At 62.6% G+C, this 25,474-nt stretch carries 31 protein-coding genes; 23 read left to right on the top strand and 8 right to left on the bottom strand.

The features are described from left to right. Positions 1–5: 5 nt before the first annotated feature. Entirely contained in the window at positions 6–2,720 is a 2,715-nt protein-coding gene (locus TX72_RS03725; protein ID WP_042503154.1) for an esterase-like activity of phytase family protein, read from the bottom strand. 153 nt (positions 2,721–2,873) lie between these two features. On the opposite strand from TX72_RS03725, the gene TX72_RS03730 reads away from it, so the two are divergent. Further along, positions 2,874–3,080, top strand: coding sequence for a hypothetical protein (locus TX72_RS03730; RefSeq protein WP_042504205.1), 207 nt, complete (start codon positions 2,874–2,876; stop codon positions 3,078–3,080). Here the strand turns inward: TX72_RS03730 and TX72_RS03735 are convergent. From TX72_RS03735 to TX72_RS03745, 3 genes are read right to left on the bottom strand one after another with little or no spacing between them, the layout of a single operon-like run. Beyond that, positions 3,077–3,637, bottom strand: a complete 561-nt coding sequence (locus TX72_RS03735; RefSeq protein ID WP_318655403.1) for a WbuC family cupin fold metalloprotein — start codon at positions 3,635–3,637, stop codon at positions 3,077–3,079. The two genes, TX72_RS03730 and TX72_RS03735, sit on opposite strands and share 4 nt — an antisense overlap. After that, the gene (locus tag TX72_RS03740; RefSeq protein WP_042503158.1) at positions 3,577–3,813 is read right to left on the bottom strand and encodes a DUF6737 family protein; all 237 of its coding nucleotides are present in this window, start codon (positions 3,811–3,813) and stop codon (positions 3,577–3,579) included. Before TX72_RS03740 ends, TX72_RS03735 begins: the two co-directional genes overlap by 61 nt. Then, positions 3,782–4,390: a PCC domain-containing protein gene (locus tag TX72_RS03745; protein ID WP_011127630.1), complete on the bottom strand. Its 609-nt coding sequence runs from the start codon at positions 4,388–4,390 to the stop codon at positions 3,782–3,784. The genes TX72_RS03740 and TX72_RS03745 overlap by 32 nt, the downstream gene beginning before the upstream one ends. Before the next feature lie 107 nt (positions 4,391–4,497). Here TX72_RS03745 and TX72_RS03750 point away from each other — a divergent pair, with 107 nt between their 5' ends. Further along, positions 4,498–4,734 (top strand): ribbon-helix-helix domain-containing protein, encoded by a 237-nt coding sequence (locus tag TX72_RS03750; protein WP_011127631.1) that lies wholly within the window; start codon positions 4,498–4,500, stop codon positions 4,732–4,734. Here the strand turns inward: TX72_RS03750 and TX72_RS03755 are convergent. Then, entirely contained in the window at positions 4,731–5,801 is a 1,071-nt protein-coding gene (locus TX72_RS03755; RefSeq protein WP_011127632.1) for a transporter substrate-binding domain-containing protein, read from the bottom strand. The two genes, TX72_RS03750 and TX72_RS03755, sit on opposite strands and share 4 nt — an antisense overlap. An 84-nt stretch (positions 5,802–5,885) precedes the next feature. Further along, a complete protein-coding gene (locus TX72_RS03760) occupies positions 5,886–6,053 on the bottom strand; it encodes a hypothetical protein (RefSeq protein ID WP_186512855.1) in 168 nt (55 codons plus the stop codon). A gap of 99 nt (positions 6,054–6,152) precedes the next feature. Here TX72_RS03760 and pdeM point away from each other — a divergent pair, with 99 nt between their 5' ends. After that, the gene (pdeM, locus tag TX72_RS03765) at positions 6,153–6,827 is read left to right on the top strand and encodes a ligase-associated DNA damage response endonuclease PdeM (protein ID WP_011127633.1); all 675 of its coding nucleotides are present in this window, start codon (positions 6,153–6,155) and stop codon (positions 6,825–6,827) included. Next, the gene (locus TX72_RS03770) at positions 6,824–8,308 is read left to right on the top strand and encodes a hypothetical protein (protein ID WP_011127634.1); all 1,485 of its coding nucleotides are present in this window, start codon (positions 6,824–6,826) and stop codon (positions 8,306–8,308) included. Before pdeM ends, TX72_RS03770 begins: the two co-directional genes overlap by 4 nt. A 135-nt stretch (positions 8,309–8,443) precedes the next feature. Here the strand turns inward: TX72_RS03770 and TX72_RS03775 are convergent, their stop codons facing one another. Then, a complete protein-coding gene (locus tag TX72_RS03775) occupies positions 8,444–8,917 on the bottom strand; it encodes a CBS domain-containing protein (RefSeq protein ID WP_042503162.1) in 474 nt (157 codons plus the stop codon). A 31-nt stretch (positions 8,918–8,948) separates the two neighbouring features. Between TX72_RS03775 and TX72_RS03780 the strand changes: the two genes are divergently transcribed. Next, a complete protein-coding gene (locus TX72_RS03780) occupies positions 8,949–9,485 on the top strand; it encodes a CDP-alcohol phosphatidyltransferase family protein (RefSeq protein WP_011127636.1) in 537 nt (178 codons plus the stop codon). On the opposite strand, the gene TX72_RS03785 is transcribed toward TX72_RS03780, so the two are convergent. Further along, positions 9,454–10,401, bottom strand: coding sequence for an NAD-dependent epimerase/dehydratase family protein (locus tag TX72_RS03785; protein ID WP_225867736.1), 948 nt, complete (start codon positions 10,399–10,401; stop codon positions 9,454–9,456). The two genes, TX72_RS03780 and TX72_RS03785, sit on opposite strands and share 32 nt — an antisense overlap. Before the next feature lie 42 nt (positions 10,402–10,443). Here TX72_RS03785 and hisA point away from each other — a divergent pair, with 42 nt between their 5' ends. The 18 genes from hisA to TX72_RS03875 all read left to right on the top strand — a co-directional run bounded on the left by hisA (position 10,444) and on the right by TX72_RS03875 (position 25,418). Beyond that, a complete protein-coding gene (gene hisA, locus TX72_RS03790) occupies positions 10,444–11,211 on the top strand; it encodes a 1-(5-phosphoribosyl)-5-[(5-phosphoribosylamino)methylideneamino]imidazole-4-carboxamide isomerase (RefSeq protein ID WP_011127638.1) in 768 nt (255 codons plus the stop codon). 124 nt (positions 11,212–11,335) lie between these two features. After that, entirely contained in the window at positions 11,336–11,704 is a 369-nt protein-coding gene (locus TX72_RS03795; protein ID WP_148228851.1) for a Fur family transcriptional regulator, read from the top strand. Between the two features lie 41 nt (positions 11,705–11,745). Next, positions 11,746–13,356, top strand: a complete 1,611-nt coding sequence (locus tag TX72_RS03800) for a DUF3685 domain-containing protein (RefSeq protein WP_011127640.1) — start codon at positions 11,746–11,748, stop codon at positions 13,354–13,356. Positions 13,357–13,386: 30 nt separating this feature from the next. Then, positions 13,387–13,929, top strand: a complete 543-nt coding sequence (locus tag TX72_RS03805; RefSeq protein ID WP_011127641.1) for a thylakoid membrane photosystem I accumulation factor — start codon at positions 13,387–13,389, stop codon at positions 13,927–13,929. A gap of 34 nt (positions 13,930–13,963) precedes the next feature. Beyond that, on the top strand, positions 13,964–15,124 hold the full coding sequence (locus tag TX72_RS03810; RefSeq protein WP_011127642.1) for a hypothetical protein: 1,161 nt from the start codon (positions 13,964–13,966) through the stop codon (positions 15,122–15,124). Positions 15,125–15,160: 36 nt separating this feature from the next. Continuing rightward, positions 15,161–16,156, top strand: a complete 996-nt coding sequence (locus tag TX72_RS03815) for a hypothetical protein (RefSeq protein WP_011127643.1) — start codon at positions 15,161–15,163, stop codon at positions 16,154–16,156. A 1-nt stretch (position 16,157) separates the two neighbouring features. Then, entirely contained in the window at positions 16,158–16,631 is a 474-nt protein-coding gene (gene ruvX / locus TX72_RS03820) for a Holliday junction resolvase RuvX (RefSeq protein ID WP_011127644.1), read from the top strand. 20 nt (positions 16,632–16,651) lie between these two features. Continuing rightward, positions 16,652–17,200, top strand: a complete 549-nt coding sequence (locus TX72_RS03825; RefSeq protein ID WP_011127645.1) for a DUF3727 domain-containing protein — start codon at positions 16,652–16,654, stop codon at positions 17,198–17,200. Continuing rightward, positions 17,188–17,709, top strand: coding sequence for a YqeG family HAD IIIA-type phosphatase (locus tag TX72_RS03830; protein ID WP_011127646.1), 522 nt, complete (start codon positions 17,188–17,190; stop codon positions 17,707–17,709). The genes TX72_RS03825 and TX72_RS03830 overlap by 13 nt, the downstream gene beginning before the upstream one ends. Then, a complete protein-coding gene (gene proB, locus TX72_RS03835) occupies positions 17,706–18,779 on the top strand; it encodes a glutamate 5-kinase (RefSeq protein WP_011127647.1) in 1,074 nt (357 codons plus the stop codon). The genes TX72_RS03830 and proB overlap by 4 nt, the downstream gene beginning before the upstream one ends. A gap of 35 nt (positions 18,780–18,814) precedes the next feature. Next, positions 18,815–19,858, top strand: a complete 1,044-nt coding sequence (gene lpxD / locus TX72_RS03840; protein WP_011127648.1) for a UDP-3-O-(3-hydroxymyristoyl)glucosamine N-acyltransferase — start codon at positions 18,815–18,817, stop codon at positions 19,856–19,858. Positions 19,859–19,890: 32 nt separating this feature from the next. Further along, complete coding sequence (leuB, locus tag TX72_RS03845) at positions 19,891–20,964, top strand: 3-isopropylmalate dehydrogenase (protein ID WP_011127649.1); 1,074 nt, start codon at positions 19,891–19,893, stop codon at positions 20,962–20,964. A 63-nt stretch (positions 20,965–21,027) separates the two neighbouring features. Further along, a complete protein-coding gene (locus TX72_RS03850) occupies positions 21,028–21,930 on the top strand; it encodes a phosphoribulokinase (RefSeq protein ID WP_011127650.1) in 903 nt (300 codons plus the stop codon). Positions 21,931–21,960: 30 nt separating this feature from the next. Then, the gene (locus tag TX72_RS03855; RefSeq protein ID WP_011127651.1) at positions 21,961–22,284 is read left to right on the top strand and encodes a hypothetical protein; all 324 of its coding nucleotides are present in this window, start codon (positions 21,961–21,963) and stop codon (positions 22,282–22,284) included. Continuing rightward, a complete protein-coding gene (locus tag TX72_RS03860; RefSeq protein ID WP_011127652.1) occupies positions 22,281–23,063 on the top strand; it encodes a prepilin peptidase in 783 nt (260 codons plus the stop codon). Before TX72_RS03855 ends, TX72_RS03860 begins: the two co-directional genes overlap by 4 nt. A gap of 21 nt (positions 23,064–23,084) precedes the next feature. Then, entirely contained in the window at positions 23,085–23,966 is an 882-nt protein-coding gene (accD, locus tag TX72_RS03865) for an acetyl-CoA carboxylase, carboxyltransferase subunit beta (RefSeq protein ID WP_011127653.1), read from the top strand. Beyond that, a complete protein-coding gene (locus tag TX72_RS03870; protein WP_011127654.1) occupies positions 23,963–24,334 on the top strand; it encodes a hypothetical protein in 372 nt (123 codons plus the stop codon). The genes accD and TX72_RS03870 overlap by 4 nt, the downstream gene beginning before the upstream one ends. Before the next feature lies 1 nt (position 24,335). Next, on the top strand, positions 24,336–25,418 hold the full coding sequence (locus tag TX72_RS03875) for a Gfo/Idh/MocA family protein (RefSeq protein WP_011127655.1): 1,083 nt from the start codon (positions 24,336–24,338) through the stop codon (positions 25,416–25,418). Positions 25,419–25,474 lie beyond the last annotated feature (56 nt).

Below are 25,474 nucleotides of genomic sequence, written 5' to 3' on the forward strand. Positions count from 1 at the left end.
AGCGATCAGAGGCTGATCGCTGTGAGCAGGTTGTCGGGGCGGCCGTCCACCCTTGCGAAGTCGTTGTCGAAGCCAACGACCAGGGTGCCGTCAGGCTTGAGGGCCAGGCCTTCGGGCTTGTCAAAGCGGGGGTCAACACCCGGCAGGGAGGGCAGGTTGAGCAGTTCCACCTGATCCACTTCCATAACGTCTCCTTCGGCAAAGGCCTCAGCAACGGCAGCAGGGCTCTCCAGCAGTTCAGGGGCGTAGACCCCATCCCCCAGCAGAGATTCCCAGTCGTAGCCCAGGGTGTCCGTCGCCTCGCTCAGGTCCATGCGCAGGATGGACTTGTTGGCTGCCACGGTGTCGCCGTTGTCGCGATCGATCACCAGGAAGGCTCCGCGCTCCGGGTCGTAAACGGCATCGCCGATCTTGTCCTGGTTGCTGGGGCCGATCTGGCTGAACATGTATTCGTGTTGAGGTTGTCCGGTGACCGGATCCATGGCCAGGATCCGCCGCACTGTGGAGCTGCTGCGATCACCGCCGACGCTCATTGGGGTCTGAATGAAGGCGTAGAGCAGACCGTCGTCGCTGTTGTAGGCCAGAGCTTCAAACCCGCGGCTGCCTCGACGCTCCAGGTACACCTCCGGCAGGGTGGCTTTGGTGAACTCGGGTACATCGCCCCGGCCTGGCTCGTAGCTGATCGCGTTGTAATCGCTGCCTTCAGGCACAATCCGATGGATCAGTTCACCACTCTCGGCGTCGAACAGAGCGACCTGAGGGCGATATTCATCGGAGACGGCGAAAATCGGGTTGCCGTCATTCAGCCCATCAATGCTGATGCGCTGAATTGATTCGGGATCTAAACCGAACGCATCCGGTGCCACGGGGACGTATCCGCCGTTGCCATCGGTGGTGAAGGCGGCGTTACTGGAATCCAGGCCGCCGATCTCACCGGTCTCTTCATTGATGCTGTACATCTGAGCGATGCCGGTGGCATCACGGAAACCACCCTCGCCATCAGGGACCCGCAAGGTGGTGGTGTCTTTGACTTTCGCCTTGCCCGGCTTGATTTTGTACGACAGCTCAGTGACCTGAAGCTTGAAATCAGGGTCGCTGAAGATCTTTTCGCCCTCGAAGGCGAAGCCCTGGCCCTCTGGAATATCAATGACCTGGGGGCCCACATCGGAGATGGTGAAGTAACGCTTCAGGTCGGCGTCGTAGGTGAGGCCGGAGAGGCCGCCAGCGATGATCTGAACATCTGGCTGGTTGGGGTCCTCCAAGGAGGCGGGCAGTTCCGGGCTGTTGGTGCCGGGGTAGTTGAGAACGAATTCGGCAGAGCTCGCTTTCAGGTCGCCGAAGCGGTCAGTTACCACCGCCAGCATGTTGTCGGGGCGGCCATCGACCCGTTGGAAGTCGTTGTCGAAGCCGAAAACCAGGGTTCCATCTGGCTTAAGAGCCAATCCTTCGGGCTTGTCGAACAGGGTGTTGATGCCCTGCTCCGCCAGGTTGAACAGGGTGGTCTGGTGCACCTCGGAAATGATGCCGTTCATCAGGGGTGAGCGCAGGGCTTCACCGACTTCTTCAGGGGTGTCGAGCATCTCGGGGGCGTAGACACCCTCTCCGAGGATCGATTCCCACTTGAAGCCGAGCACGTCGGTGGCCCGGGTCAGGTCCATCTCGATCACCGCCTTGTTCGCGGTTTCATCAGCGACGTTATCGCGATCAATCACATAGAAAACGTTGCGCTCGGCGTCGTACACGGCATCGCCGATCTTGTCCTGTTTATTGGGGCCCGATTGGCGATAGATGTATTCGTGCTTGGCCTCGCCGGTGATCGGATCCATGGCGATGATGCGTCGCACAGTGGAACCCTTGCGCTCACCATTCACATCCATCGGCGTTTGGATGAAGGCATACAACAGGCCGTTGTTGCTGTTGTACGCCAGAGCTTCGAAGCCGCGGCTGCCGCGTCGTTCCAGGTACACCTTGGGAAGAGTCTTCTTGGTGAACTCCTTCACCTCGCCACGCCCTTCTTCGTAGCCGTAACCCTTGTAGCTGCTGGCCTTGGGCACAATCCGGTGAATCAGGTTGCCCGTTTCGGCGTCATGGATCGACACCTGGGGGCGGTACTCATCGGAGACGGCGAACACGGCCTTGCCATCGTTGAGGCCATCGATACTCAGCCGCAACACCGCCTCAGGATCCATCCCGAAGGCATCGGCAGGAACAGGTGTGTAACCGCCCATGCCATCCGGGGTGAACGCGGCTGAATCCAGGCCTGAAACCTCACCTGTGGTTTCATTGATCCGATACATCTGACCGATGCCGGTGGCGGGACGGAAGCCACCCTGCTCATCGGGAACGTTGAGGGTCACTTCACCGCTGACCTTGACCTTGCCTTTTTTGCTTTGCTGAAGTTCGTAGACCTGAAGCTTGAAATCAGGATCGTTGAACACTTTCTCGCCTTCAAAGGCGAAGCCCTGCTCTTCGGGAATGTCCTGGGCTTGAGGGCCCACATCTGAAACGGTGAAATATCGATTCACGCCGGCGTCGTACCAGAGACCGGACAGTCCGCCAGCAATCAGCTGATCGTCGGGGTAGTTGGGATCGCTGAAAATGTTTGGAACCTTGCTCTTGCTCGTACCGGGGTAGCTGAGCTTGAAGGGAAAACTCTCGGTGCTGATGTCGAGATAGTGGGATTCCGCTTTGCGGCTACCAGGAATCGGACTGAAGGACATTCTTGGCAAAATTTGAGCTCACCTCAACATGCAAAGAACACGCCGAAGAAGTGTTAGTCAGCCGACATGTCGAGGTGTTGACGGACACATTGGCGGTCTTTCATCGCTCGTTCGCACCCGCGTCATAGTCTTCGTTCAAAGGCATGGATGGCCATGAACAGCAGCGCCCGTATCGACTCTCTGCAACTGATGCTCACGGATCTGCGCATGCGCAATGAGCCGATCCGCCACAAGGCGGCTTTCCGTGGCTGCCAACCCGAATTCCAGGCACTGGTAAGCCGTCTGATCGATCAGCTGGAACGGGAGCTGCTTGAGGAGAAGCAGCGCTCCCGCGAGGAATCCCGGACCGCGGCGGTCTAACGGAAGCGGTCTCGCCAGAGCTGTTCCTGGGCGCTGGCGTCTGCAGATCCTTCGGAGGGAAAGCCCTTGAGAAAATCCTTGTCTTCCGTGGGTTGATAGGGCCCTTGCTTGAGCTCGAACATCACGGTGTTGGGTTCAAGGGCCACCAGGGTGTGGAACTGGTTCTCCGCTAATTCGATGCCACGCACAGGTCCTGTGGCCTCCAGCCGCTCCTGCTGGAGGATTGTTCCGTCGTCGTTCATCACCAGCAGTCCGATCGCCCCCTGCAGCACCAGGAAGCATTCGAATCCAGTTCCGGGTTGATCGCGGACGTGCCGGTGGGGTCGCACGTAGGTGCCCGGTTGGAGCACGTTCAGAAACCGCTGCACCAGATCGCTTTCCTGGTGAAGGTTGTGGTTCTTGCGCAGTCGTGGGTGCTGCCGAGCCACCCCTGCCACCTGATCGAACAGGGCTTGATCCACCCGTTTCAGTTGCACGTTGGTGTGAACGTTGTTGGTCACGAGTGGAGGTCTCCAGAGCGGTAGGCCGCTGGCACGATCACCAGAAACAGCAGCCACCAGGCTGAAACGGCCAGGCCGATGGGGATGCTGATCCAGAGACGTCCGGGCCACCACCAGGACAAGCCGATCACCGCAGAGCCGGTACTAATGATCGACCAGGGCTGGCACCACCAGGGCTTGAGCGACCAGAACGGCGGCTGGTCAGCGGAGGGTTTCGAGCTCACCGGCGGCATGCAGGGCTGTGAGGTCGTCGTAGCCGCCGATCGCCGTTCCGTCGATGAACACCTGGGGGAAGGTACGCATGCCGCTGCGGGTCTGGCAGGCCTCGAAGTCGGCGTCGTTGTTGACGGTGATCACGGTGTGGGGCAATGCCATGCCCCGCAGCAGTCGAAGTGCGCGGCCGCACCAGGGGCATCCCGGGAGCACCGCGATTTCAAGCCGTGGGGCAGGCGCGTCCGCGTTGGATTCAGCTGGGGCAGGGGGCTGATCCAGTACACCCACCAACAGGTCAACGCCTTTCTGCACCAGCGTTCCCGGCTCAAGGTGGCCCCCCCACACCTGGCAGGCACCATCGGAGAGGCTCAGGTGGAGGTGCACTCCCTCCGGCGCGATCGTGCCATTCAGGGTGATCACCTCAAGGTCGCCCTCCAGGACGGTGGGCTCGGGCTGCCCCGGGCACTGGAAGGCCGCGCGGCTGAGATTGCCGACCACACCGAGCACAAAACCGTGAATGCCCTGCGTCTGGCTGAGCTCCTCAAGGCTGTTGCGCAGATCGCTGCCTGGAGCAAGCTTCAGCGGCAGAGGGCGCATGGCATCGGTGAAACGTGGAGCCACATTACGTGGGATGGATCGGACGCCACAAAGATCTATTTTGGTGAAATATAGTGATAATGTGACCACTATATTGTGAATTTATCGTGCCACTTCTTCAGGATCTGGTTCAGGAGCTGCAACAACGGCTTGAAGGGCAGGCTCCGGCACCCAGCAGCGCTGCCGTAGCTGATGCCTCCAGTTCAGAGCGCATCAACGTCACTCTGCCTCGCGGTGTCATGGACGAACTCAAACGCCATGCCCTGGAGGAGGGCCGCAGTTGCGGCAATCTGGCCGCTTACCTGGTGGAGGAAGCTTTGCGCCGCCATCGCCCGCTGCACTAATTGAGCAGTCGTTTGGAGATGGCTTCCACCGCTCCACTGCGCTGCAGCTTGAGGATGGAGATGTTCAACGGTGTCCTCAATGGATCGCCAGTTCTGAAGGCAAAGCCGTAAGTCTGCTCCGCCAGGGTGAATGGAGCCAGTTGCACCGCCAGTTCCGGGTTGTTCTTGAGGTGAAAGCGGATTGCCGGGCGATCGAAGATCACCGCTTCCGCTCTGTTCATCAACACATGGTCGATCGCTGCGGTGAGGGTCTTTGCTGGCACGATCCGCATGTTCCGCTGCCTCGCCAGTTCCGCTCCGCTCGTTCCCTCCAGCACGGCAGCCCTTTGGCCACTCAGCTGGGCTGGATCCGTGATGCTGTTATTCGTGTCACCCGAGAGAAATAGAGTGAAGGCGGACGCCAGGCTGGCCGTCAAGGAAGACACCGCGATCAACGAGGTGACCATCCAGATCGCCGTGAGGCCTCGTCCGATCCGGGTGATGGGGGCCTTGTCGCCATAGCCCACAGTGGTCAACGTCACAAGGGCAAACCACATCCCACTGGCGATTCCCGGCAGAGGCTGCGCTGGAAACTGTTCGCTGTTGCTCCGCCGCTCCGCCAGCCAGATCAGGCTGCCCACCACCAGCAGCACTGTGATCAGCACGAGGACCGATGACAGCACGGCCCATCCCAGAAAAACCTGCAATCGATTCAGCAGGGTGGAGGGCTTAAGTGGCAACAGAATGCCTTCCTTGCCGATGAAATAGGGCTGGGTGAAATCGACCCCTGGAAGGTTGAGACGATCGGGTGTGACGCTGATCGGCCCCACCAGCAGATCAATCTCCCCGTCGTTCAGGGCAAGAATTCCCTTTTGGGGTGTTGCTTGTTGAATCAGCCGATAGGAGAGGTTGTTGTCTTCAGCAATCCTTCTCCACACCTGGAGGCTGATTCCGCTGCTGCCACCCTCCTCCTGGATCACAAAGGGGGCACTGCCGCTGACGCCCACCTTGAGCGTCCGTGCCATTAGCGGTGGAAGCAGAAACTGCAGGCCCAGCAGCAGGCCGACTGCAACGGCAGACCGCTTCACCGCTGATCCAGGCGCTTCACGATGAAGGACATCGCGACCAGGGAACCAGCCAGAGCAATCAGGAGGGCAATGGTCATTGGTGGCTCAAGTCGCAGCAGGGACCGCCAGATTGGCATCCATGGCCCCTAACAACCACTCAGCGACTTCCATTCTCAAGGCGTAGGCGCACTCGTAGCGCCCTTGCTGTTCGAGTGACGCAAGCCTGCGCTCAAGCCAGCGCAGGGTCTCGACCGGAAGCTGGTTTGGACGCATCGATCGCGCCACAATGCTGTGTCGAAGGGTCATCACAGTGATGCACGGACAGGCACCTGCGATGCAGTCAGGGCTACAAAACATCAATGTGTCCTGCCGATGAAGGGGCAGGAGTGGGTCTGGAGACGTGAGTCCCTGCGGTTTCTTGGAGAGCGTGCCCTCTGGCGGGAGCACGGTCGCCAGTTGATGGTGGCGGATCTGCACCTGGGCAAGGCCGAGGTATTCCAGGCCCATGGCATCCCCTTGCCGACGGACGGCGACCGCGGAACGTTGAATCCGTTGCTCCAGCTCTGTCATGCCTGGGCCCCTGAACAGCTCATCGTTCTGGGTGATCTGATTCATGCCCGTGAGGGGCTGACGCCCGAGCTGCGAGAGACCTTGCGTTCGCTGCCGGATCTCTGCGGTTGTGAGGTGCTGCTGATCGGCGGCAACCACGACCGCCACTGCTGGATCGAAGGCTTGCCGCAGCTCCCCTCCCAGTGCGTCGGCCAACTTTGGTTAAGCCATGCTCCAGAAACTCCCCCCGCTGCGGATCTGCTCAACGTTTGCGGGCATCTGCATCCCATGACCCGCCTGCGCAGCCGGGCCGATCGGTTGCGTCTCCCCTGCTTTGCCTTTGATCCCGAAGGGCCCCGTCTGGTGATTCCTGCCTTTGGGCAGTTGACGGGAGGCCATGACTGCGGCGAGCGTTACCAGCAATGGCTAGTGGCCGACGGAGCCATCCTTCCTTGGTTCGAACCACTCCTCAACAACCAGGGGCGACGGTCCGCATGAAGGACCAGACCAAGGCCGGCCAGGGACGGAAACGGTTTCGTCTGCGCAAACGCTGGTTGGTCCTGGCCTCTCCTTTCCTGGTATTAGGTGGATTGATTGCCTTGGCCCCCGACGCGCCGCAGCAGGAGCAGGTTGCTGAGACATCGAGGATCGAGCAGGAGTCGCGCAGGGATGGTGAGCCGTTTCATTACATCCCCGACGATGAGGTGTATGCCCTGGATCTCGATCCAAGGCGTGTTCGCTTCGGCCTGCTGGAGGGGTGGGACCGGGAGCAGGATGCCTTTGAGGACATCGCAGCTCTGGCCTACGTGTCCGGGCCGATGTACGAGCGCCATGTCGACAACGGTGGACGCGAGATCACAGTCCCGCTGGGGGACCTGAAGTTCGGTTCACGAGTCTGGAAAGGGCGCAACCGCACGGCCTCACGCCAACGGGCTTTCATCGCCATCCGTCACAGCGGCGGCGTTGATTTCAGTTACGGCGAGCTGACCGACGCCCACATCCGCACCTACGACACCTTCATCGGTGGCTTGCACAGCCTCTACAACGACCTCGAGGAACCCCCGGAGAGCTACAAGGGGGCTTACAGCATCAGCATGGGACAGCGGATCCGCTACTACCTGCCACGGATTCGCATGGTGATGGGACTGCGCGAGGACGGCTATCTGGAGGTGCTGATGAGCCGGGATGGGCTGACCCTCGAGCAGAGCAAGGACCTGGCCAGACGTCGCGGCTATCTGGCGGCTTACATGCCGGACCATGCCTCCAAAAGCCGTTTCATCATTCCCGGCGTCAAGGGATTTACGGAAGAAGATGCCAACTGGATCAGCGGTGGAGCGACGAGTTTTGTCCATGTCCCTTACATGCTGCGGCTCAGTACCCGTCAGACACCGCTGCGGGGTGATCTGATCGCAGACTTCACCCCCAGGCTCACCGGTGATGAGTCCTGTGCCGGAGCGATGGATTGCCTGCAGGCCTTTGGAAATCACATGGCCGATCGAGCCCTGGCAGGACTGAATCGCGTGATGGAGCAGGGCGTGGAACCCATTGCACGCATGATCTGGGCACCCAGCAATCCGGTGAAACCAGATGTCGACCAGGTGCCTGATCCGGTATCGGATCTGGATCGCTCGCCTTTGCGGGAGCCGCCGATCACCGCAGACCCCCTCGTGCTGTTGGAGCCACCGGCGAGCCTGGAGCTTGAGGCTGAACCAACGGTCCAGGATCTTGGTGACGACGGCGTTGAGTTCTTCGCACCCAAGGTGCTGCTGCCACCGGATCTGCCGCCTCCGGTTCTGTTAGACATGCCCAGCCTGGATGCACCGCCGCTTCCGGAGCTTGAGTCAGGTCTTGGTCGGGATGACGTCCTTGATGAGGAGATCGTGCTGGATCAGAGCGACGGTGTTGAAGAAGCGCCGCCACCACCTGAACTTCCCCCCCTCAATCCACCGCCATTGCCTGTCGACAGGTTCAATCAGTAGTGGCTGTTTTGCTGGAAGGGTTCGTTCAGCTAGGACTCGTATTAAGAAGTTATTCTTGCCATCAACCAGTCTAGAAACTCGTTCTATTTGATTTATTAATATTGATTGGATTTTGCCCTTCTTACGGCCAGCTGATCAGCTCTCCTTGTGGGAGGCGAGGGCCCGCATCACGTCTCCCCGGGTGATCACACCCGCCGGCTTCCCATCACCATCGAGCACAAACAACCGTTGTGTGCTCCGGTCATGCAGCTGTGAGGCTGCCTTGGGCAAGCCAAGCTCCAGGCTGCAGGTGTGGGTGTCCTTCCGCATCAGGTCCTTCACCGTGGTGCCGAGCACCTGGTGCACCTGCTTGTCCCAGTTGAGCGGATTGCGCAGGTAAATCACGCTGTCCAGAAGCATCACGTAAGGGCCGGCATCCACCCCGCTCTCGCGCACCATCTGATCCTGCTCACTCAGCTCTCCGATCAGGACACCGGCGTCATCCACGACCGGCAGACCGCTGATGTGGTGGTCACTGATCAGTTGAACGGCCTGCTGCAAAGGGGTATCGGGGGTGACGCTCAGCACGGGCTGGGTCATCACATCAGCCACCCTCAGCTGCAGGACCATGATTTGAAGTCAGCATGTTGCATTTTGCGCGTTGTCGTTACCCCTGCGCTCCCTGGCCAATGGCCTCACGATCGCCCGCGCGGTCGCTGGCTTGCCGTTGATCCTGGCGCTGCAGGCAGACGCGGCTGCCCTGGCCTGGTGGTTGCTGCTGATGGCTGGCCTCAGCGATGCCGCCGATGGTTGGCTGGCCCGTCTGGCCGGCGGCGGCAGCAGCTGGGGGGCACGGCTGGATCCCCTCACGGACAAGGTGCTGATTGCAGCCCCTCTTCTCTGGCTGGCCTCCGCCGGAACCCTGCCGCTCTGGGCTGTCTGGCTGTTGCTGGCCCGGGAACTGCTGATTTCCGGCTGGCGCTCCCAGGCGGGAGATGGGGGGCCGGCATCGCTGGCGGGGAAAGGCAAGACCGTGCTGCAGTTCCTGGCGCTGCTGCTGATGCTCTGGCCCCCATCCTGGAGCGGGCATCAGCAGCTGGTGGTTGCCGGTTGGTGGTTGTTCTGGCCGTCACTGCTGCTGGCGATCAGTTCAGCCGTCGCCTACATCAGGCCCCGATCAGGGCTGCATCAGCGCTGAAATCGGGCTCCGTCGTCGGGGTTTTGGCGTAGTCGTTCTGGAAGCTGTCCGCCAGACCCTTGGCCAGATCAAACCGGGGTTGCCAGGCCAGTTCCCGCTCCACCCTTGTGATGTCGGTGAGGAAATGGTTAAGCCGCAGGGGGAAGGCCTTGCGGGCTTTGGGATCCAGGCCGGATGGATCGAAGGGGCGCAGCTCCACCGCATCCGGATCTTTGGCGCAGGCAACCGCCGCTGCCTGGATAAAGCCGCGGAAGGTGATGCCCTGTTTGCCGGAGCAGTTGTAGATGCGGTTGGCGGCAGCCTCAACATCGATGCAGCGCGCCATCGCCTCGGCCAGATCATCCACATGGCCGAGCTGGGTGATCGTGCTGCCGTCGCCCGGGAGTGGCACCGGACGGTCGTGCGTGATCCGATCAAAGAACCAGCGTTCAACGGGGTTGTAGTTGCCGGGTCCGTAGATGTAAGTGGGGCGGAAGCTGGTGAAGGGAATGCCTTCGGCGCGCAACCAGGCCTCGGTGTCAGCTTTGCCGGCGTGGCGGCTGTTCGGGTCGGTGGCGGCGGTTTCGTCCAGGGGCCATAGCTCAGACCCGGCGTAGACCCCGGCGGAACTCACATAAACGAACCGATGGCTGGGGGCACCTGTGATCTCCACCACCCGCCGGCTGTCCTCCAGCTTGCGGCCGGAGCTATCGACGATCACATCGAACTGTCGTCCTTCCAACGGGCTCAGTCCCTCGCTGCTGCTGCGGTCGCCGCTGAGGTGCTCAACGCCTTCAGGCAAGGCGTTGCGGCCCCGCGTGAACAAGGTGAGGGCATGCCCCTGGGCTTGAAGCCTGGCCACCAAGGGCTTGCCCACAAAACGGGTCCCCCCCATCACCAGGATCTTCACGGCCACACACTGCAGAAGCGCTGCCATTGAAGCGCGGAGCTGCAGGATGGGCGCAGACGTCTCACCGGCATGGAGATCCTTCCCGCTATTGATCTGCTGGACGGAGCCTGCGTGCGCCTGCACAAGGGGGATTACGAGCAGGTCACCCGCTTTAGCGATGACCCTGTCGCTCAGGCCCTCAGTTGGCAGCAGCAGGGCGCAACCCGACTGCACCTAGTGGATCTCGATGGTGCCAAGCGGGGAGAACCGGTGAATGATTCCGCCGTCCAGGCGATCACATCAGCCCTGGATATCCCGGTGCAGCTCGGTGGCGGCGTCCGCTCCCTGGAACGGGCTGAGCAGTTGCTCGCCTGCGGTCTTGATCGCGTGATCCTCGGCACCGTGGCGATCGAGCAGCCCGACCTGGTTCGATCCCTCGCCGAGCGGTACCCCGGTCGGATCGTGGTGGGAATCGATGCCAAGGACGGGCGGGTGGCCACCCGCGGCTGGATCGAGCAGAGCGATGTCCTGGCGACGGACCTGGCCAGAACCTTCAGCAGCTCTGGGATTGCCGCGATCATCACCACCGATATCGCCACCGATGGCACCCTGGCCGGGCCGAACCTCGAGGCTCTCAGGACCATGGCGGCGAGCAGCAGCGTTCCGGTGATCGCCTCCGGCGGCATTGGCTGCATGGCGGATCTGCTGTCTCTCCTGCCCCTGGAACCACTCGGTGTGAGTGGTGTGATCGTCGGTCGTGCCCTGTACGACGGTCGTGTTGATCTGGCGGAAGCGGTGCGGGCGCTGGCGGAGCCGAGGCTGCAGGACATCACAGCTGTTGCAGCGGACCTGGCTTGATCAGTCGTCTTAAGCTGGTGTTATAAATCGCCATTGAGTGATCAGGCTCTCGCCCCCTGGATCAGCTGCAGGCCCACCTGGTGATGGGCTGCAGGGGGTGTTTGAGCGCTGCCGACAGCTGGGCATGCGCTTGAGCCGTCAGCGCCGGATGGTGCTCGATCTGCTCTGGAGCGAACAAAGCCACCTCAGTGCCAGAGACATCTTCGAGAAGCTCAATGCCCGAGGGCGGAGCATTGGCCATACGTCCGCCTATCAGAACCTGGAGGCCCTGCAGTCCGCCGGGGTGATCGAGTGTCTGGATCGCGCCAATGGTCGGCTCTACGGCTACCGCAGTGATCCCCACAGCCATCTCACCTGCCTCGACACCGGTGTGATCGAAGACATCGATGTGGAGTTGCCGGAGGATCTGCTCGACCAGATTCAACGGCGCACAGGCTTTCGGATCGAGTCCTACACCCTGCAGCTGAACGGACGACGCCCACTGGAGCGATAGGGCCAGGCTCGTTACTTTGACGACAACGCGTACTGAACCGCTTGGCTCCATCAGCTCCGGTACGAATTCTGTTGTTGGCACCGGACCTGCTTGGGGAATCGCTGGCCCTGCAGCTCACCCGTCGACAGTCCGATTGGGAGGTTTCGCTGCGCCCGGATGCGTTGAACGGTCATCCCCAGATCGTGATCTGGTCCATCGACAAGCTTCCATCCCTGAGCGCATTGCAACGGGAGGTGCTGCTGCTTCAGGAGCGCTGGCATCCGGCCCCATTGCTTCTGCTACTGCCGAGGAATGTTGAGGCCAGCCGTGATCAGCTGCTGACCCTCAGCGCAGAAGGGCTGCTGCAGAACGGCGACTGTGCCCAGTTGCAGGTGGCCATCGACACCCTGCTGCAGGGGGGACGGACCGTTCGGCTTCAAACCGTTGCGCCTCCGTCCGAGCTGCCTTCCCTCGGGCTGGCCCAGTCGCTGCTGCTCAGTGGACTGCAGCAAATCAGCAATGACCTGCAGGTGATCGAAGCCCTGCTCAAGCCACCTCCGCACTCGTGGCTGTTGTGCCTGCTGCTGGAAGGTCGCTGCCGTGAACTGCGCAGTGCTCGCGCGCTGCTGCTGTGGCTGTGGGGTCCTCTGCAGGTGGGCCTGGAGGACGCCGTTCCCCTGCGGGTGCCGATGCAGCCTTCCCCACCAGCGGAGGAGTCGACGGCAATCACCCTGCGTCAGCGCAATGCGCTGGCGGTGTGGAACTCCATCCGTGAGCGGTTGGACGGTTCTGTTCAGACCGGTCTCAGCAATGCCACCGGTCGCCTCCTGGCGATTGAGGGGCTGCACCCCGATCGTCGCCGCGAGCTGCTGCTGGCTCTGCTGCAGCAGCTGGATCATGTGCTGGCACGGCTGCGCCATGAGGATCCAGCGCCGGCGCGCTGGTCGTCGCTTCAGCCCGAATTACGCCGACAGGCCCTCACCGCGATGGCCGGTAGCTACGTGCAGATTCCGAGAGACGGTGTTCTGCAACCGGTGGCCTCCACGCTGCTGGCTTCCGCCGACCTTGAGGGAGTCGATGACGAGATGCCCGATCCTGCCTCGATGCTGATGCCGCTGCTGGCGGATCAGCCGGTGCTGGTGAACGGACAGCTGCTGCCGGCTGATGATCCAAGGGCACTGCTGCAACTGGAAACTCTGGTGAGCAACTGGCTGGTGCGCACCGCTGAGTTGATTGGAGCTGAGCTGCTGGAGGCCTGCGGCGAGTGGCCGGAACTGCGCCGCTATCTGTTGGGGGATCGCCTGCTGGCGACCCGGGAACTGGATCGACTGCGCAACCAGCTGAACAACCAGCTGCGCTGGTCCGAATGGATTGAGCGACCGATTCAGTTGTACGAAAGCAACCGCACGTTGTTTCAACTACGCGCTGGACGGATTGAACCGCTGCAGCTCACGGAGCCCCGCGATCAGGAGCTCAACAGCCTTGGCTGGTGGCAGCGCCAGGTGGCCTTGCTGCTGGAGACCCGAGATGCCCTGGCGCCTCAGCTGCAGGCCTTGGTGCGCCGCCTTGGCGATCTGGCCGTGGTACTGCTCACCCAGGTGCTGGGGAGAGCGATCGGTCTGGTCGGTCGAGGGATCGCCCAGGGGATGGGTCGCAGTCTGGGGCGCGGCTGAGTCCACAATGGGCCTCCCTGCACCGGCCTGATGGGACGTCTGCTGCCTCGCGTTCTCTGTTGTGTTGTGGTGCTGCTGCTGCTGGTGTCTCCGGCTCAGGCCGTTCTCAACGACGACAACTACGACGGCAATATTTACGCCCTCTATGCCGGTAACGGCTCCCTGGTGCCCCCGGCTAACACCCTGGAGGACACCCTGGCGGACCAGCGCACGGCCGTGATCGTCTACTACCTCGATGACAGTGCCGTCAGCAAACGCTTTGCGCCTGTGGTTTCTGAACTGCAGCGCCTCTGGGGTCGAGGCATCGATCTTCTGCCCCTCACCATTGACCCGCTGCAGGGGCGTCAGCCGACCGGAGCTGCTGATCCCGCCAGTTACTGGCGGGGGCAGATTCCGCAGGTGGTGGTGATCGACCCCAAAGGTGATGTGGTGTTCGATCAGGAGGGACAGGTCCCCCTCGGTTCGATCAATGAAGCCATCAGCCGTGCTACAGGTCTACCGGCCCCTGAGTTGCCGGCGATCAATCAGGAAGGCAGCTTCAACGAGGTCAATATCGAGGTCACCCCTCGCTGATCGGCTTACGCTGCGGCGCAGCTGATTCACCGTTGTGTCGCTGCTGATCGCCCCCCTGGCCCTCGGAGCGGGGGTGGCCTGGTTGGAAGCCCGCCATCGGTTGCGGCCCGCCTCCCCCCTGTGGCTGATGGCCAGGGATTGGAAAGTCAGCTCCAGTGCTGATGTATTGCGTGTCGCCGGTGTGCTGGAGATCAGCAACCCCCATCCACGCATGGAGGTTTTCGTGCCGGAGCTGCGGGTGGAACCCACGCTGCTGGGCAGGGCTGATCTTTCCAGTCTCACCGTCACCACAAGAATCCAGGCCGATCATCCCGATGAGGAGCCCCGTGCTGATGGCTATTGGGCCGCATACATCGTCAAGGGCCTGAAGACCACACGAGCTCGGGTGACGATTGAGATCCGTGGTGGCGCAGCGTTGGAGCTGGTCGACACGCTCTGGGTTGATGTGCAATGGATGAATTACGGCCCGTTCGGACGTCTGTCCCGCCGTCAGGGGGTGCCTGTGGCGGTGCGCGGTCCAAGACCTCTGCGTGCTGATCAGGCTCAGTGGCAGAGCGGAGACGGTTGCACTGTTTTGCCCGTGAAGACCCACCTGCTCGGCCCCCTCGATGATCCGATTGAGGTGTTGCGGCGGTATGCAGCCCCTCTCCTGCAACCCGGCGATGTGCTGACGATCGGCGAGACACCACTGGCGGTGATTCAAGGCCGCTACCAGCACCCCAGTGAAGTGGAACCAGGAATGCTCGCCAGGTTGGCCTGCCGGGTGTTTCACCCCACCAGCAGCCTGGCGACGGCGTGCGGAATGCAGACCCTGATCGATGTGGTGGGCCCCACCCGGGTGATCGCAGCCTGGATCGGTGGTCTCCTGATGAAACTGGTGTCGATCCCAGGAGGCTTCTATCGCCTGGCGGGGGATCAGGCCCGCCTGATTGATGACATCACAGGAACCACTCCGCCCTACGACCAGACCATCGTGCTGGGACCGGAACGGTCGGCGTCGTTCTGCGCCGAGGCCTCCGAGGCTCTTGGCGTCGATGTCGCCATCGTCGACGTCAACGATCTCGGCCGGGTCAAGGTGCTGGCCTCCAGTTCCGGCTGTGATGAACCACTGCTGCAGCGCGCCCTGAAGCCCAATCCTGCTGGCAATGCCAACCAGCGCACACCACTGGTGTTGGTGCGTTCTGGTCGCGGTTGAGCACTACATTGAGCTTGGATGCGCCCGGGGGGAGGAATGACAGCACAACCCCTGCAGCCCCTGAAGGTTGAACCCCTCAGTCCGACCCATCTGGCCTGGTTTCCGCAGCTTCAGACCGTGCTGCTGGGCGACTGGCTGGCTCGGGTTGAGCAACGCTTTCCGGATCTGCTGCCGAGTCGCTCACCCCGCTGCTTCATCGCGCTGGATGCGGACGGCCCTCTGGCCGCTGTTGTGGTGCAACCGATCAACCGCCGTGGCAGCTGCTGGACCTTGCAGCGGCCCCAGCAGTTGATTCGCGAGAGCGTCCATGGGCTCAGGACAGTGCAGCGCACCCTTCTGCAGACCGTGCTTCAGCAGGGTGATCGTCAGGTCGGCAGCTGGGTGATCCGCTGCCCAGCCGGCGATGCCGATGCCATTGCCCTGTTGCGGGAACTCGGTTTCCAACCGCTTCGCCCGTTTCAGGTGTGGCATCCTCCTGCGAACCCATCAACACCGATAGAGCCGTTGCCCCAGGGGCTGACCTGGCAGCCGATCAACCGCCGCAATGCCCAGCGCCTCTGGCCGATTGAACAGGGGGGCTGTTTCAGCCATCTGCGCCAGATCACCGATCGCCATTGGTTGGATCTGCTCGATCGCCGCGGTCCGGGCTGTGGTGTCTTGATGGCTGGTGATGCTGTGCTGGCGGGTTGTTTGCGATTAGGGGAAGGCGAGGATCAGCACACGTTGGAGCTGATCCGCGATGTGGCCTGGGATCCCCGTCTCGATCAGGCCCTTCCGCAGCTGTTGAGCCGGCTTCAACGGCAGAGCTGCGTCGCCGGGCTGAGCACGGCTCTGAATGATGCGCCGATGGCCGAGCTGCTCAGTCGTGAGGGCTGGCGCCGTGGTGCAGAGCAGTTGCTGATGGGTCGCAGCATGTGGCGACGTCAGACAGCCCCGCGCAACCTGCAGCTCAGCCGCTCCTTTGATCAGGTCCTGGGTCGCCTGCGTCCCCAGGGGCAACCCATGCCATCCCCGAGTCTGGGTCGTCGCTGAGGTGCCCCGACCCTGCTCGGTTCTGAGTCTGGATGTGGGACGCAAGCGGATCGGTCTGGCCGGCTGCGATCCTCTTGGCATCACTGTGACCCCCATAAAGGCGCTGCATCGAGGGCGCTTTGATGATGATCTCCCCGTGCTGCAACAGCTCTGCCAGGACCGTCGGGTTCAGGGCCTGGTGGTGGGGCTGCCGCTGGATGCCGCCGGTCAGCCCACAGCCCAGGCGGACCACTGCCTGCGCTACGGCAGGCGTCTCGCCCAGGCCCTGCAGTTGCCCCTCGCTTGGGTGAACGAGCACAGCAGCACCTGGGCAGCAGGGGAGCGCCATGGGCTGAAGGGAGATCGCTCTGGTCGGCTTGACAGTGCAGCTGCAGCGCTGCTGCTGGACCAATGGCTTCGTGAGGGGCCGGATCTCAAACCGGTCCAAGGCCTCCTGGGCGGCGCGGGCGCTGAGCTGGTCGATGGTGGATCCTGAGCGCAGTGAATTCAACGTCCATGCGTGACTCGGCCTCCGGCAGCAGTGACGTTCCTACCGTTTTGGTGCGTGATAGCGATGGTCGTGATCTGCTCTGCTTCCTTGAGCAGTTGATTCGCCTCGATGGCACCGATTACGTCCTGCTGACGCCGGTCGATACGCCGGTATCTCTGTTTCGACTTCAGGACGATGCCGACCCTGAGCCGATCATCACCCTCAACAGCAGTGAACCGATTCTTTCGGTTGCTGATGTGGTGCTTCAGGAGCATGACCTCACGCTCGTGCGGTCTGCAGTCACGCTCACGGTGAGCGGTGAACTGGATGAACCCGATCCGGATGAGCTGGAGGATGAAGACGACGATGACGGTGACGAGGATTCCGAGACCTTTGAATTGTTGGTGAGCTTCATGGTCGAGGAGCAGGAGTTCGGCTTGTACATTCCGCTCGACCCGTTCTTCGTGGTGGCCCGCATGGTCGATGGCCAGGCGGAATTGGTGGAGGGTGAGGATTTCGATCTGATTCAGCCGCGCCTTGAAGCGGAGCTTGAGGAGAGGGAATGGCCGGAGTGATCGCTCAACATCGACTGCAGCCCAGCTGGGATCCGGGATTGACCATTGCCCATCTCTCCCTCCCCCATCTGCTGTCCCGAGGGCTGTCCGCCGCTGTGCTGGACGTGGATCGGACCCTGTTGCCTGGCCGCGATGTGACCCTGCCTGAGCCAGTTCTGGTCTGGCTGACGGATGCCAAACGTCGCCTGAAACTGCACCTGTTCAGCAACAACCCGTCCCACGCGCGGATTGCTGCCGTCGCCGATCAACTCGGAGTGAGCTTCACCTGCGGTGCCCGTAAACCCAGGCGGGGCGCCCTGCGTCGCGTCATCGATGAGCTTGATCTGCCCCCGGAACGCATCGCCATGATCGGCGATCGTTTGTTCACCGACGTGTGGTGCGGCAATCGACTCGGTCTCTACACCGTGCTGGTGCAACCCATCTCCCAGAACGGGCAGCCCTGTCGCCATGACCGGGTCCAACGGTTGGAACGTCGTCTCGCCGCTTGGATGGGGGCCCCCACGGCATGACGCTGTGGGTGGTGAAGCTGGGCACGAGCTTGTTGCGGGGGGATACCGCCGCAACGATCGCTGGTTTCGCCGCAGGCATTGCTGCTGCCTTCGCAAGGGGCGATCGCGTTGTGCTGGTTTCCAGTGGTGCTGTCGGCCTCGGTTGCCAGCGGCTTCAGCTTCCCCAGAGGCCCGAGACCGTGGTGGCCCTGCAGGCGGCGGCTGCCACCGGGCAGGGTCAGCTGATGGCTTTGTACGAACGGGCCTTGGCGAACCACGGCATCGCTGTGGCCCAGATCCTTGTCACCCGGTCAGATCTGGCTGATCGTCGCCGTTATCAGAACGCCTCAGGAACCCTGCAGCAGCTGTTGCAGTGGGGTGTGTTGCCGGTGGTCAATGAAAACGACGCTATCTCCCCGGCGGAGCTCCGCTTCGGAGACAACGACACCCTGTCTGCCCTAGTGGCGGCGGCCGTTGGTGCCGACCAGCTCATCCTGCTCACCGACGTGGACCGTCTGTACTCAGCCGATCCGCGGCTTGTCGTCGATGCCCGCCCGATTTCCGATGTGCACCACCCACGGGAGCTCGACGCCCTTGAAGCCGTCGCCGGTGATGGCGGACGTTGGGGCCGCGGCGGCATGACCACCAAGCTGGCGGCGGCCAGGATTGCCACCGCCAGCGGCATCACTGTGCATCTGGCAGATGGTCGGGATCCCAGGCGCCTCGATGCCCTGCTTCAGGGGGAACGCGGGGGAACGGTGTTTCATCCCCACCCGGAACCCCTGGGCAACCGTCGCAGCTGGCTGGCTCATGCCTTGCAACCCCAGGGCGAGCTGACGCTGGATGCCGGTGCCTGCGATGCCTTGCATCAGCGGGGGTCCTCCCTGTTGATGGTTGGGATTACTGCGGTGAAGGGGGTGTTCGGCGCCAATCAACCGGTCCGGTTGCAGGGTCCTGACGGCCGCGAGCTGGGACGCGGCCTTTGCCAGCTGTCCAGCGCAGCTGTTCAGCGCGCTCTTGATGCTGCGCCGGCCGCTGGTCCATCGCCTGTGGTGGTGCATCGGGACGCCCTGGTGCTTCACAGCCGCTGAGCGCGCCTACGATTCGGCCGCCGCACCGCGACGCCATGCGATTCAGCAGCTTGATCAAGGCCCTCCAAGCGGGTGAGTCGGGATTGCGCTGGAGTCAGCTCGGCCAGGACCCAGACCTGTCCGGTGCCGCCGCTCTTGATCAGGCGTTGGGAGACCAGCTGAGTTTTCTAGAGGCGGGCAATGTGCTGTCGGCATCCCTCAGTGACAGTGCTGTCGGGGCGTTGCTGCTGCCCGATCAGCAGGATCTGATCGACCTCGCCAGCCAGCGGGGCATCGCCTTCGCTGTGGTGTCGGATCCACGCCTGGCCTTCGCTGAAGCACTCGACTGCCTGCATCCACGGCAGCGCCCACAGGCTGACATTCATCACACGGCCGTGATCGACGAGCGGGCTGTGGTGGGCCCCGGTACCGCCGTTGCCGCCCGCGTGTGCATTGGTGCTGGCAGCCGCGTCGGTGCCGACTGCATCGTTCATCCCGGTGTGGTGATTTACGACGACGTGGTGATCGCTGACGGCTGTGAACTGCATGCCAACGCCGTGCTGCACCCCGGCAGTCGCCTGGGGAGACGTTGCGTGGTGAATTCCAACGCCGTGGTGGGTTCCGAGGGATTCGGCTTTGTTCCCACCGCCAAGGGGTGGCGCAAGATGCCTCAGACGGGGCAGGTGGTGCTGGAGGACGGGGTGGAGGTCGGCTGCGGCAGCACCATTGACCGCCCATCCGTGGGGGAGACCCGGATCGGGGCTGGAACGAAGATCGACAACCTGGTGCAGATCGGGCATGGAGTGAGCACAGGCCGTGGCTGTGCTTTTGCCGCTCAGGTGGGCATCGCCGGCGGTGCCCGCATCGGTCACGGCGTCATCCTGGCTGGCCAGGTGGGAGTCGCGAACCGCGCGGTTGTCGGGGATCGCGTGATGGCCAGCTCTAAGGCGGGGATCCATAACGATGTCGACGCCGGTGCCGTTGTGAGCGGCTATCCCGCCATTCCTCATCGCCTTTGGCTGCGCTGTTCCGCCGCCTTCAGCAAGCTTCCCGAGCTGGCCCGGACGGTGCGGGAGCTCAAACGCAACACCCCTCAGTAACCTCATCGGTCGATCTGCCGACCCGCATCGACATGGCCCAGCACCGCGTCGTCCTGCTTCCTGGAGATGGCATTGGCCCGGAGATCACGGCTGTGGCGCGCCAGTTGCTCGAGGCGGTGAGCCAGCGGCATGGTTTTGAACTGTGTTTTGACGGGCAGTTGATCGGTGGCAGTGCCATTGATGCCTGCGGTGAGCCCCTGCCCGCCAGCACGCTCGACGCCTGCAAGGCTGCTGATGCGGTTTTGCTGGCCGCCATCGGCAGCCCCCGCTTCGACAACCTTCCCCGCGACAAACGACCGGAAACCGGTTTGCTCGGGCTGAGGTCAGGCATGGCTCTGTTCGCCAACCTGCGCCCTGTGAAGATCGTTCCGGCGCTCATCGGTGCCAGCAGCCTGCGTCCGGAGGTGATCGAGGGTGTGGACCTGATGGTGGTGCGAGAACTCACCGGCGGGATCTACTTCGGGCAGCCCAAGGGACGGATCCAGGCCGACGGAGAGGAGCGTGGCTTCAACACGATGACCTACTCCTCTAGCGAGGTGGATCGCATCGCCAGGGTGGCCTTCGACCTGGCCCGGGAACGTCGCGGCAACCTCTGCTCCGTGGACAAGGCCAACGTGCTGGATGTGAGCCAGCTGTGGCGGGACCGGGTGGATGCGATGGCTCCCGCCTACAGCGATGTGGAGGTCAGCCACATGTATGTGGACAACGCCGCGATGCAGCTGGTGCGCAGTCCACGCCAATTCGACGTGCTGCTTACGGGGAACCTGTTCGGAGATATCCTCAGCGATGAGGCCGCCATGCTCACCGGCTCGATCGGCATGCTTCCATCGGCCTCCCTTGGCAGCGACTGTCCTGGCCTGTTCGAGCCGGTGCATGGCTCTGCGCCGGACATCGCCGGCCAGGACAAGGCCAATCCAATGGCGATGGTGCTCTCGGCCGCGATGATGCTGCGAATCGGTCTTAAGCAGACGGAGGCTGCCGCTGATCTCGAGGCGGCTGTGGACAAGGTGTTGGCGGCTGGCTTCCGCACCGGAGATCTGATGGCAGAGGGCTGCACCGCGCTGGGATGCCGTGCCATGGGCGACGCATTGTTGAAGGCTCTCTGAGGCTGTATTGGTGAAATCGGGCCATGATCTGGCAAACTCGCCGAGCCTGTTGTCCCTGCGCTGATGTCGAAGCGTCACCCGGTCGTCGCTGTCACCGGTTCCTCCGGAGCTGGAACCAGCACCGTCAAGCGCGCCTTCGAGCACATCTTTGCGCGTGAAGGCATCACACCTGCTGTGGTGGAGGGCGATAGCTACCACCGCTACGAGCGGATGCCGATGAAACAGGCCATGGCGGACGCCCTGGCCCGTGGCGAGAACTTCTCCCACTTCGGTCCCGAAGCCAACCTGTTCGACAAGCTCGAGGAGCTGTTCCGCAGTTACGGCGAGACCGGTGCTGGGCAGAAGCGTTACTACCTCCACAGCGCCGAAGAGGCCGCTGAGCACAATGCTCGTCTCGGCGTTGACCTTGGCCCCGGTCAGTTCACGCCCTGGGAGGACATCCCAGCCGGGACAGACCTGCTCTTCTACGAAGGCCTGCACGGTGGTGTGAAGGGTGACGGCTACGACGTGGCCTCCCTCGCCGATCTGCTCGTTGGTGTTGTGCCCATCACCAACCTCGAGTGGATCCAGAAGATTCACCGCGACAACGCTGAGCGCGGCTACTCAGCTGAGGCGATCGTGGACACGATCCTGCGCCGCATGCCGGATTACATCAATCACATCTGCCCGCAGTTCGGCGAAACCGACATCAACTTCCAGCGTGTTCCCACGGTGGACACCTCCAACCCGTTCATCTGCCGCAACATCCCGACGCCGGATGAAAGCTTCGTGATCATCCACTTTCGTAAGGGAGCCCGCGAGAAGTGGGGAATCGATTTCAACTATCTGTTGAACATGATCCACGACTCCTTCATGTCCAGCCCCACCAGCATTGTGGTGAACGGCGGCAAGATGGGTTTTGCGATGGAATTGATCCTCACCCCGATCATTCACCGCATGATCGAAGAGAAGAAGAACCTGGGCTGATTTTGATCAGTTGACAATCTGATCCCTAAAGTGAGTTCATCTGAGCGATCAGGTGGGCCCATTTCCTCTTCAAAGCCCTCCTTCGAGATTCGCGGTGCCGCGGGAGTTCCTGCGTCTCCCCGTTGGGATCGGGTTGATAGCCGTGCCTTGATTCAGGCGGCTCGAGGGGTGTACTTCTCCCATCTGTCTGAATCGAGCGGCATCAGGGATCCTCTCGGGGTGGTTCTGGCGCCCGGTCAACCAGGAGGCAGGGTCGTCTTTGAATTGCCTGTTCTGCTGCCTGAGGAGGAATTCATTGAGCTGGAGCTGATCCGGGGCCGCAGCGCCCGGGGGAGACGACGGTGGAAGGGATGACCCTGCTCATCGTTGCCCTGTTCGGGGCCTGCGTTGGCAGCTTCACCAACGTGGTGGTGTGGCGCCTGCCCCGGCAGGAATCGGTGGTGGTTCCCGGCAGCCATTGCCCTCGCTGCGGCCATGCCATCCGCTGGCACGACAATCTGCCGGTGATCGGCTGGCTGCTTCTCGGGGGGCGATGCCGTGATTGTGGTGCCGGCATCAGCTGGCGCTACCCGGCAGTCGAATTGGCAAGTGCCCTGCTCTGGCTCAGTGCCCTCTCGGTTCAAGCCGGTGGTGGTCTGTCGGAACCCTGGCGGCCCTGGGCCGGTCTGGTGCTGGTCGCTCTGTTGCTGCCTCTGGTCTTGATCGACATCGACCACCTCTGGCTGCCGGAACCGCTGTGCCGATGGGGGATGGTGCTGGGCCTTCTGTTCAGTGCAGGCGCTGGATGGACTGTTCTGGGCGATCACCTTGTTGCGGCAGCGCTGGCGTTGGTGCTGCTCGAGGGGCTGAGCGGGATGGCCGAGCGGATTCTTGGGCAGCCGGCTCTCGGTTTGGGGGACGCCAAGCTGGCGGCCCTGGGTGGTGCCTGGCTGGGAGCTGCAGGAATCGCCGTCGCGATGGCTCTGGGCACCCTGGTGGGAGCCGTCGTCGGCAGCGTGGGTCGGGTCTCCGGGCGGTTGCAGCCTCGTCAGGCCTTTGCCTTTGGTCCGTTCATCGCCTTGGGGATCTGGCTGGTCTGGCTCAGGGGTGCTGACTGGTGGTGGGAGCAATGGCAGCGGCTGCTGGGTTTTTAATGGTGGAAACGGGCGGCTCGTGTGTCTCTGTTCGACTGGTTCGCTGATCGCCGCAAGGGTCAGTCCACCGGAAAGATCACCCAGGAACCCGAGGAGGGAGATGGGCTCTGGAGCAAATGCCCGGAGTGCGGCCTGGTGGTTTACGTCAAGGATCTGAAGGGCAACGCCAGTGTCTGCGCAGGCTGTGGACATCACCACCGCATCGACAGCCACGAACGCATCGCGTTGATTGCGGATCCGGGCAGCTTTGAAGCTCTGAACGAGGCACTGGAACCGACCGATCCCCTGACCTTCAAGGATCGGCGGGCCTACGCCGATCGACTGCGGGAGAGTCAGGCGGCCACCGGTCTTCGGGATGGTGTCGTGACAGGCCTCTGTCGTGTGGATGGTCTGGCCATGGCCCTGGCGGTGATGGACTTCCGCTTCATGGGCGGATCAATGGGATCCGTTGTGGGGGAGAAGATCACCCGTCTGGTGGAGGAAGCCACCGCCCGTCGGCTGCCGCTGTTGATCGTGTGTGCATCAGGCGGTGCCCGCATGCAGGAGGGAATGCTCAGCCTCATGCAGATGGCCAAGATCTCCGGTGCTCTGGAGCGCCACCGCGAAGCGGAGCTGCTCTACATGCCGCTGCTCACGCACCCCACCACAGGTGGCGTCACCGCCAGTTTTGCCATGCTCGGAGATCTGATCCTGGCGGAACCAAAGGCCCTGATCGGTTTCGCTGGACGGCGGGTGATCGAGCAGACGCTGCGCGAGAAGCTGCCGGACAATTTCCAGACCGCGGAGTATCTGCAGGACCACGGCTTCGTGGACACGATCGTTCCTCGGACCCAGTTGCGCAGCAGCCTTGCCAGCCTGCTCCGGTTGCATGGCTGCAGGCCCATGGAGATCACCAGCGCATGAAGGGGTTTCTCACGGCCGTCGTGCTGAGCTTGCTTCTCTGGACTTCTCCAGCCTGGGCTGGTCCCGTGGACTGGGTTGAAGTGCCCTCAAGCGAGGCTGGTCAGCAGTGGTGGGATCGCGGCAGCATCCGCATTGATCGTGACGGCCTCCGCACGGTGCTCAGCCGGTTCACCCCGGCAGCAACGGACGATGGTCAGCAGCCCAATGGCGAGCTTTACGTGATGCAGTTGGACTGCGCTCAGAAGCTCTATCGCGACAAGCAGGTGAACGGCATTCCACGCTTCAAGGCGGATTGGCAGGCTGCTGGAGGTGATGGCTTGATCGCGTCGGTCATTAATGCTGTCTGCCGCGAACCTCTCAACAGCTGATATGAGCCTTCAACCGATCGGCGTGGCCGTAGCAGGCCTGGGTTTTGGCGAGAAGGTGCACTTGCCGGCACTTCAGGCCAACCCCGATCTGTGCCCAGTGGCGTTGTGGCACCCGCGCCAGGAGCGCCTGGATGCCGCCACGGCTGCCCATGGCTTGAAGGGATTCAGCGACTGGGACGCGCTGCTGGCCGATCCAGCGGTCGAGGCCGTGATCATTGCCACCCCTCCGGAACCGCGTTTTGCGCTGGCCCGCCAAGCACTGGAGGCCGGCAAGCATCTGCTGCTGGAGAAGCCGATCGCCCTGCACGCGGATCAGGCCCGGGAATTGCAGCGACTGGCGATCGCAAGGGGGGTGTCGGTCGCGGTGGATTACGAATATCGGGCGGTGCCGCTGTTCATGCAGGCCGAACGCCTGCTGCGGGCTGGGGTGATCGGGACTCCCTGGCTGGTGAAGCTGGACTGGTTGATGAGCAGCCGAGCTGACCCCAGTCGCGGCTGGAACTGGTACTCCCAGGCGTCCAAGGGGGGCGGAGTGATCGGTGCCCTGGGGACCCATGCCTTTGACATGCTCGCCTGGCTGGTGGGTCCGGTGGCTTCGGTGACGGCACTCAATGGCGTCTCCATCTGCAAGCGTCCCGACCCCCAGGGAGGAATGGCACCCGTGGATGCTGAGGACGTTGCGTTGATCCAAACCCGATTGCAGTGGCAGGGGAGCGCGGAGACATCGGTGCCAGCGCAGATCAACCTCGCGTCGGTGGCCAGGAACGGACGCGGCTGCTGGCTGGAGATCTACGGGTCGGATGGAAGTCTTGTGCTCGGCAGTGCAAATCAGAAGGACTACGTGCATGGATTTGAACTGTGTTGTTCACGGGCTGGTGAGCAACCACAGCTGATCGAGCCGGATCCCGATCTCGCCTTTGCAACCACCTGGAGCGATGGTCGTATAGCTCCGGTGGCGAGGCTTCAGAGCTGGTGGGCCGAGAGCATTCGTTCTGGCATGCCGATGATTCCCGGCCTGGCGGAGGGAGTTGCCAGCCGATTGGCTTGCGATCAAGCAGCCCAGACGGCGTCTGGTCTCGCGTAACGCAGGGTAATATCGCCGCGATTCGTCCCTGACGACCTACCCCCCTCGAGGATTTC

Source organism: Parasynechococcus marenigrum WH 8102 (assembly GCF_000195975.1).
Lineage (GTDB): Bacteria > Cyanobacteriota > Cyanobacteriia > PCC-6307 > Cyanobiaceae > Parasynechococcus > Parasynechococcus marisnigri.

What these genes read in the sequence shown, in the direction of transcription:
- TX72_RS03725 (WP_042503154.1), bottom strand. Translation starts at nt 2,720, where the DNA reads ATGTCCTTCAGTCCGATTCCTGGTAGCCGCAAAGCGGAATCCCACTAT.
- TX72_RS03730 (WP_042504205.1), top strand. Translation starts at nt 2,874, where the DNA reads ATGAACAGCAGCGCCCGTATCGACTCTCTGCAACTGATGCTCACGGAT.
- TX72_RS03740 (WP_042503158.1), bottom strand. Translation starts at nt 3,813, where the DNA reads ATGCCGCCGGTGAGCTCGAAACCCTCCGCTGACCAGCCGCCGTTCTGG.
- TX72_RS03745 (WP_011127630.1), bottom strand. Translation starts at nt 4,390, where the DNA reads ATGCGCCCTCTGCCGCTGAAGCTTGCTCCAGGCAGCGATCTGCGCAAC.
- TX72_RS03760 (WP_186512855.1), bottom strand. Translation starts at nt 6,053, where the DNA reads ATGCGTCCAAACCAGCTTCCGGTCGAGACCCTGCGCTGGCTTGAGCGC.
- pdeM (WP_011127633.1), top strand. Translation starts at nt 6,153, where the DNA reads ATGAAGGGGCAGGAGTGGGTCTGGAGACGTGAGTCCCTGCGGTTTCTT.
- TX72_RS03770 (WP_011127634.1), top strand. Translation starts at nt 6,824, where the DNA reads ATGAAGGACCAGACCAAGGCCGGCCAGGGACGGAAACGGTTTCGTCTG.
- TX72_RS03775 (WP_042503162.1), bottom strand. Translation starts at nt 8,917, where the DNA reads ATGGTCCTGCAGCTGAGGGTGGCTGATGTGATGACCCAGCCCGTGCTG.
- TX72_RS03785 (WP_225867736.1), bottom strand. Translation starts at nt 10,401, where the DNA reads ATGGCAGCGCTTCTGCAGTGTGTGGCCGTGAAGATCCTGGTGATGGGG.
- hisA (WP_011127638.1), top strand. Translation starts at nt 10,444, where the DNA reads ATGGAGATCCTTCCCGCTATTGATCTGCTGGACGGAGCCTGCGTGCGC.
- TX72_RS03795 (WP_148228851.1), top strand. Translation starts at nt 11,336, where the DNA reads ATGCGCTTGAGCCGTCAGCGCCGGATGGTGCTCGATCTGCTCTGGAGC.
- TX72_RS03805 (WP_011127641.1), top strand. Translation starts at nt 13,387, where the DNA reads ATGGGACGTCTGCTGCCTCGCGTTCTCTGTTGTGTTGTGGTGCTGCTG.
- TX72_RS03815 (WP_011127643.1), top strand. Translation starts at nt 15,161, where the DNA reads ATGACAGCACAACCCCTGCAGCCCCTGAAGGTTGAACCCCTCAGTCCG.
- TX72_RS03825 (WP_011127645.1), top strand. Translation starts at nt 16,652, where the DNA reads ATGCGTGACTCGGCCTCCGGCAGCAGTGACGTTCCTACCGTTTTGGTG.
- TX72_RS03830 (WP_011127646.1), top strand. Translation starts at nt 17,188, where the DNA reads ATGGCCGGAGTGATCGCTCAACATCGACTGCAGCCCAGCTGGGATCCG.
- proB (WP_011127647.1), top strand. Translation starts at nt 17,706, where the DNA reads ATGACGCTGTGGGTGGTGAAGCTGGGCACGAGCTTGTTGCGGGGGGAT.
- lpxD (WP_011127648.1), top strand. Translation starts at nt 18,815, where the DNA reads ATGCGATTCAGCAGCTTGATCAAGGCCCTCCAAGCGGGTGAGTCGGGA.
- leuB (WP_011127649.1), top strand. Translation starts at nt 19,891, where the DNA reads ATGGCCCAGCACCGCGTCGTCCTGCTTCCTGGAGATGGCATTGGCCCG.
- TX72_RS03850 (WP_011127650.1), top strand. Translation starts at nt 21,028, where the DNA reads ATGTCGAAGCGTCACCCGGTCGTCGCTGTCACCGGTTCCTCCGGAGCT.
- TX72_RS03860 (WP_011127652.1), top strand. Translation starts at nt 22,281, where the DNA reads ATGACCCTGCTCATCGTTGCCCTGTTCGGGGCCTGCGTTGGCAGCTTC.
- TX72_RS03870 (WP_011127654.1), top strand. Translation starts at nt 23,963, where the DNA reads ATGAAGGGGTTTCTCACGGCCGTCGTGCTGAGCTTGCTTCTCTGGACT.
- TX72_RS03875 (WP_011127655.1), top strand. Translation starts at nt 24,336, where the DNA reads ATGAGCCTTCAACCGATCGGCGTGGCCGTAGCAGGCCTGGGTTTTGGC.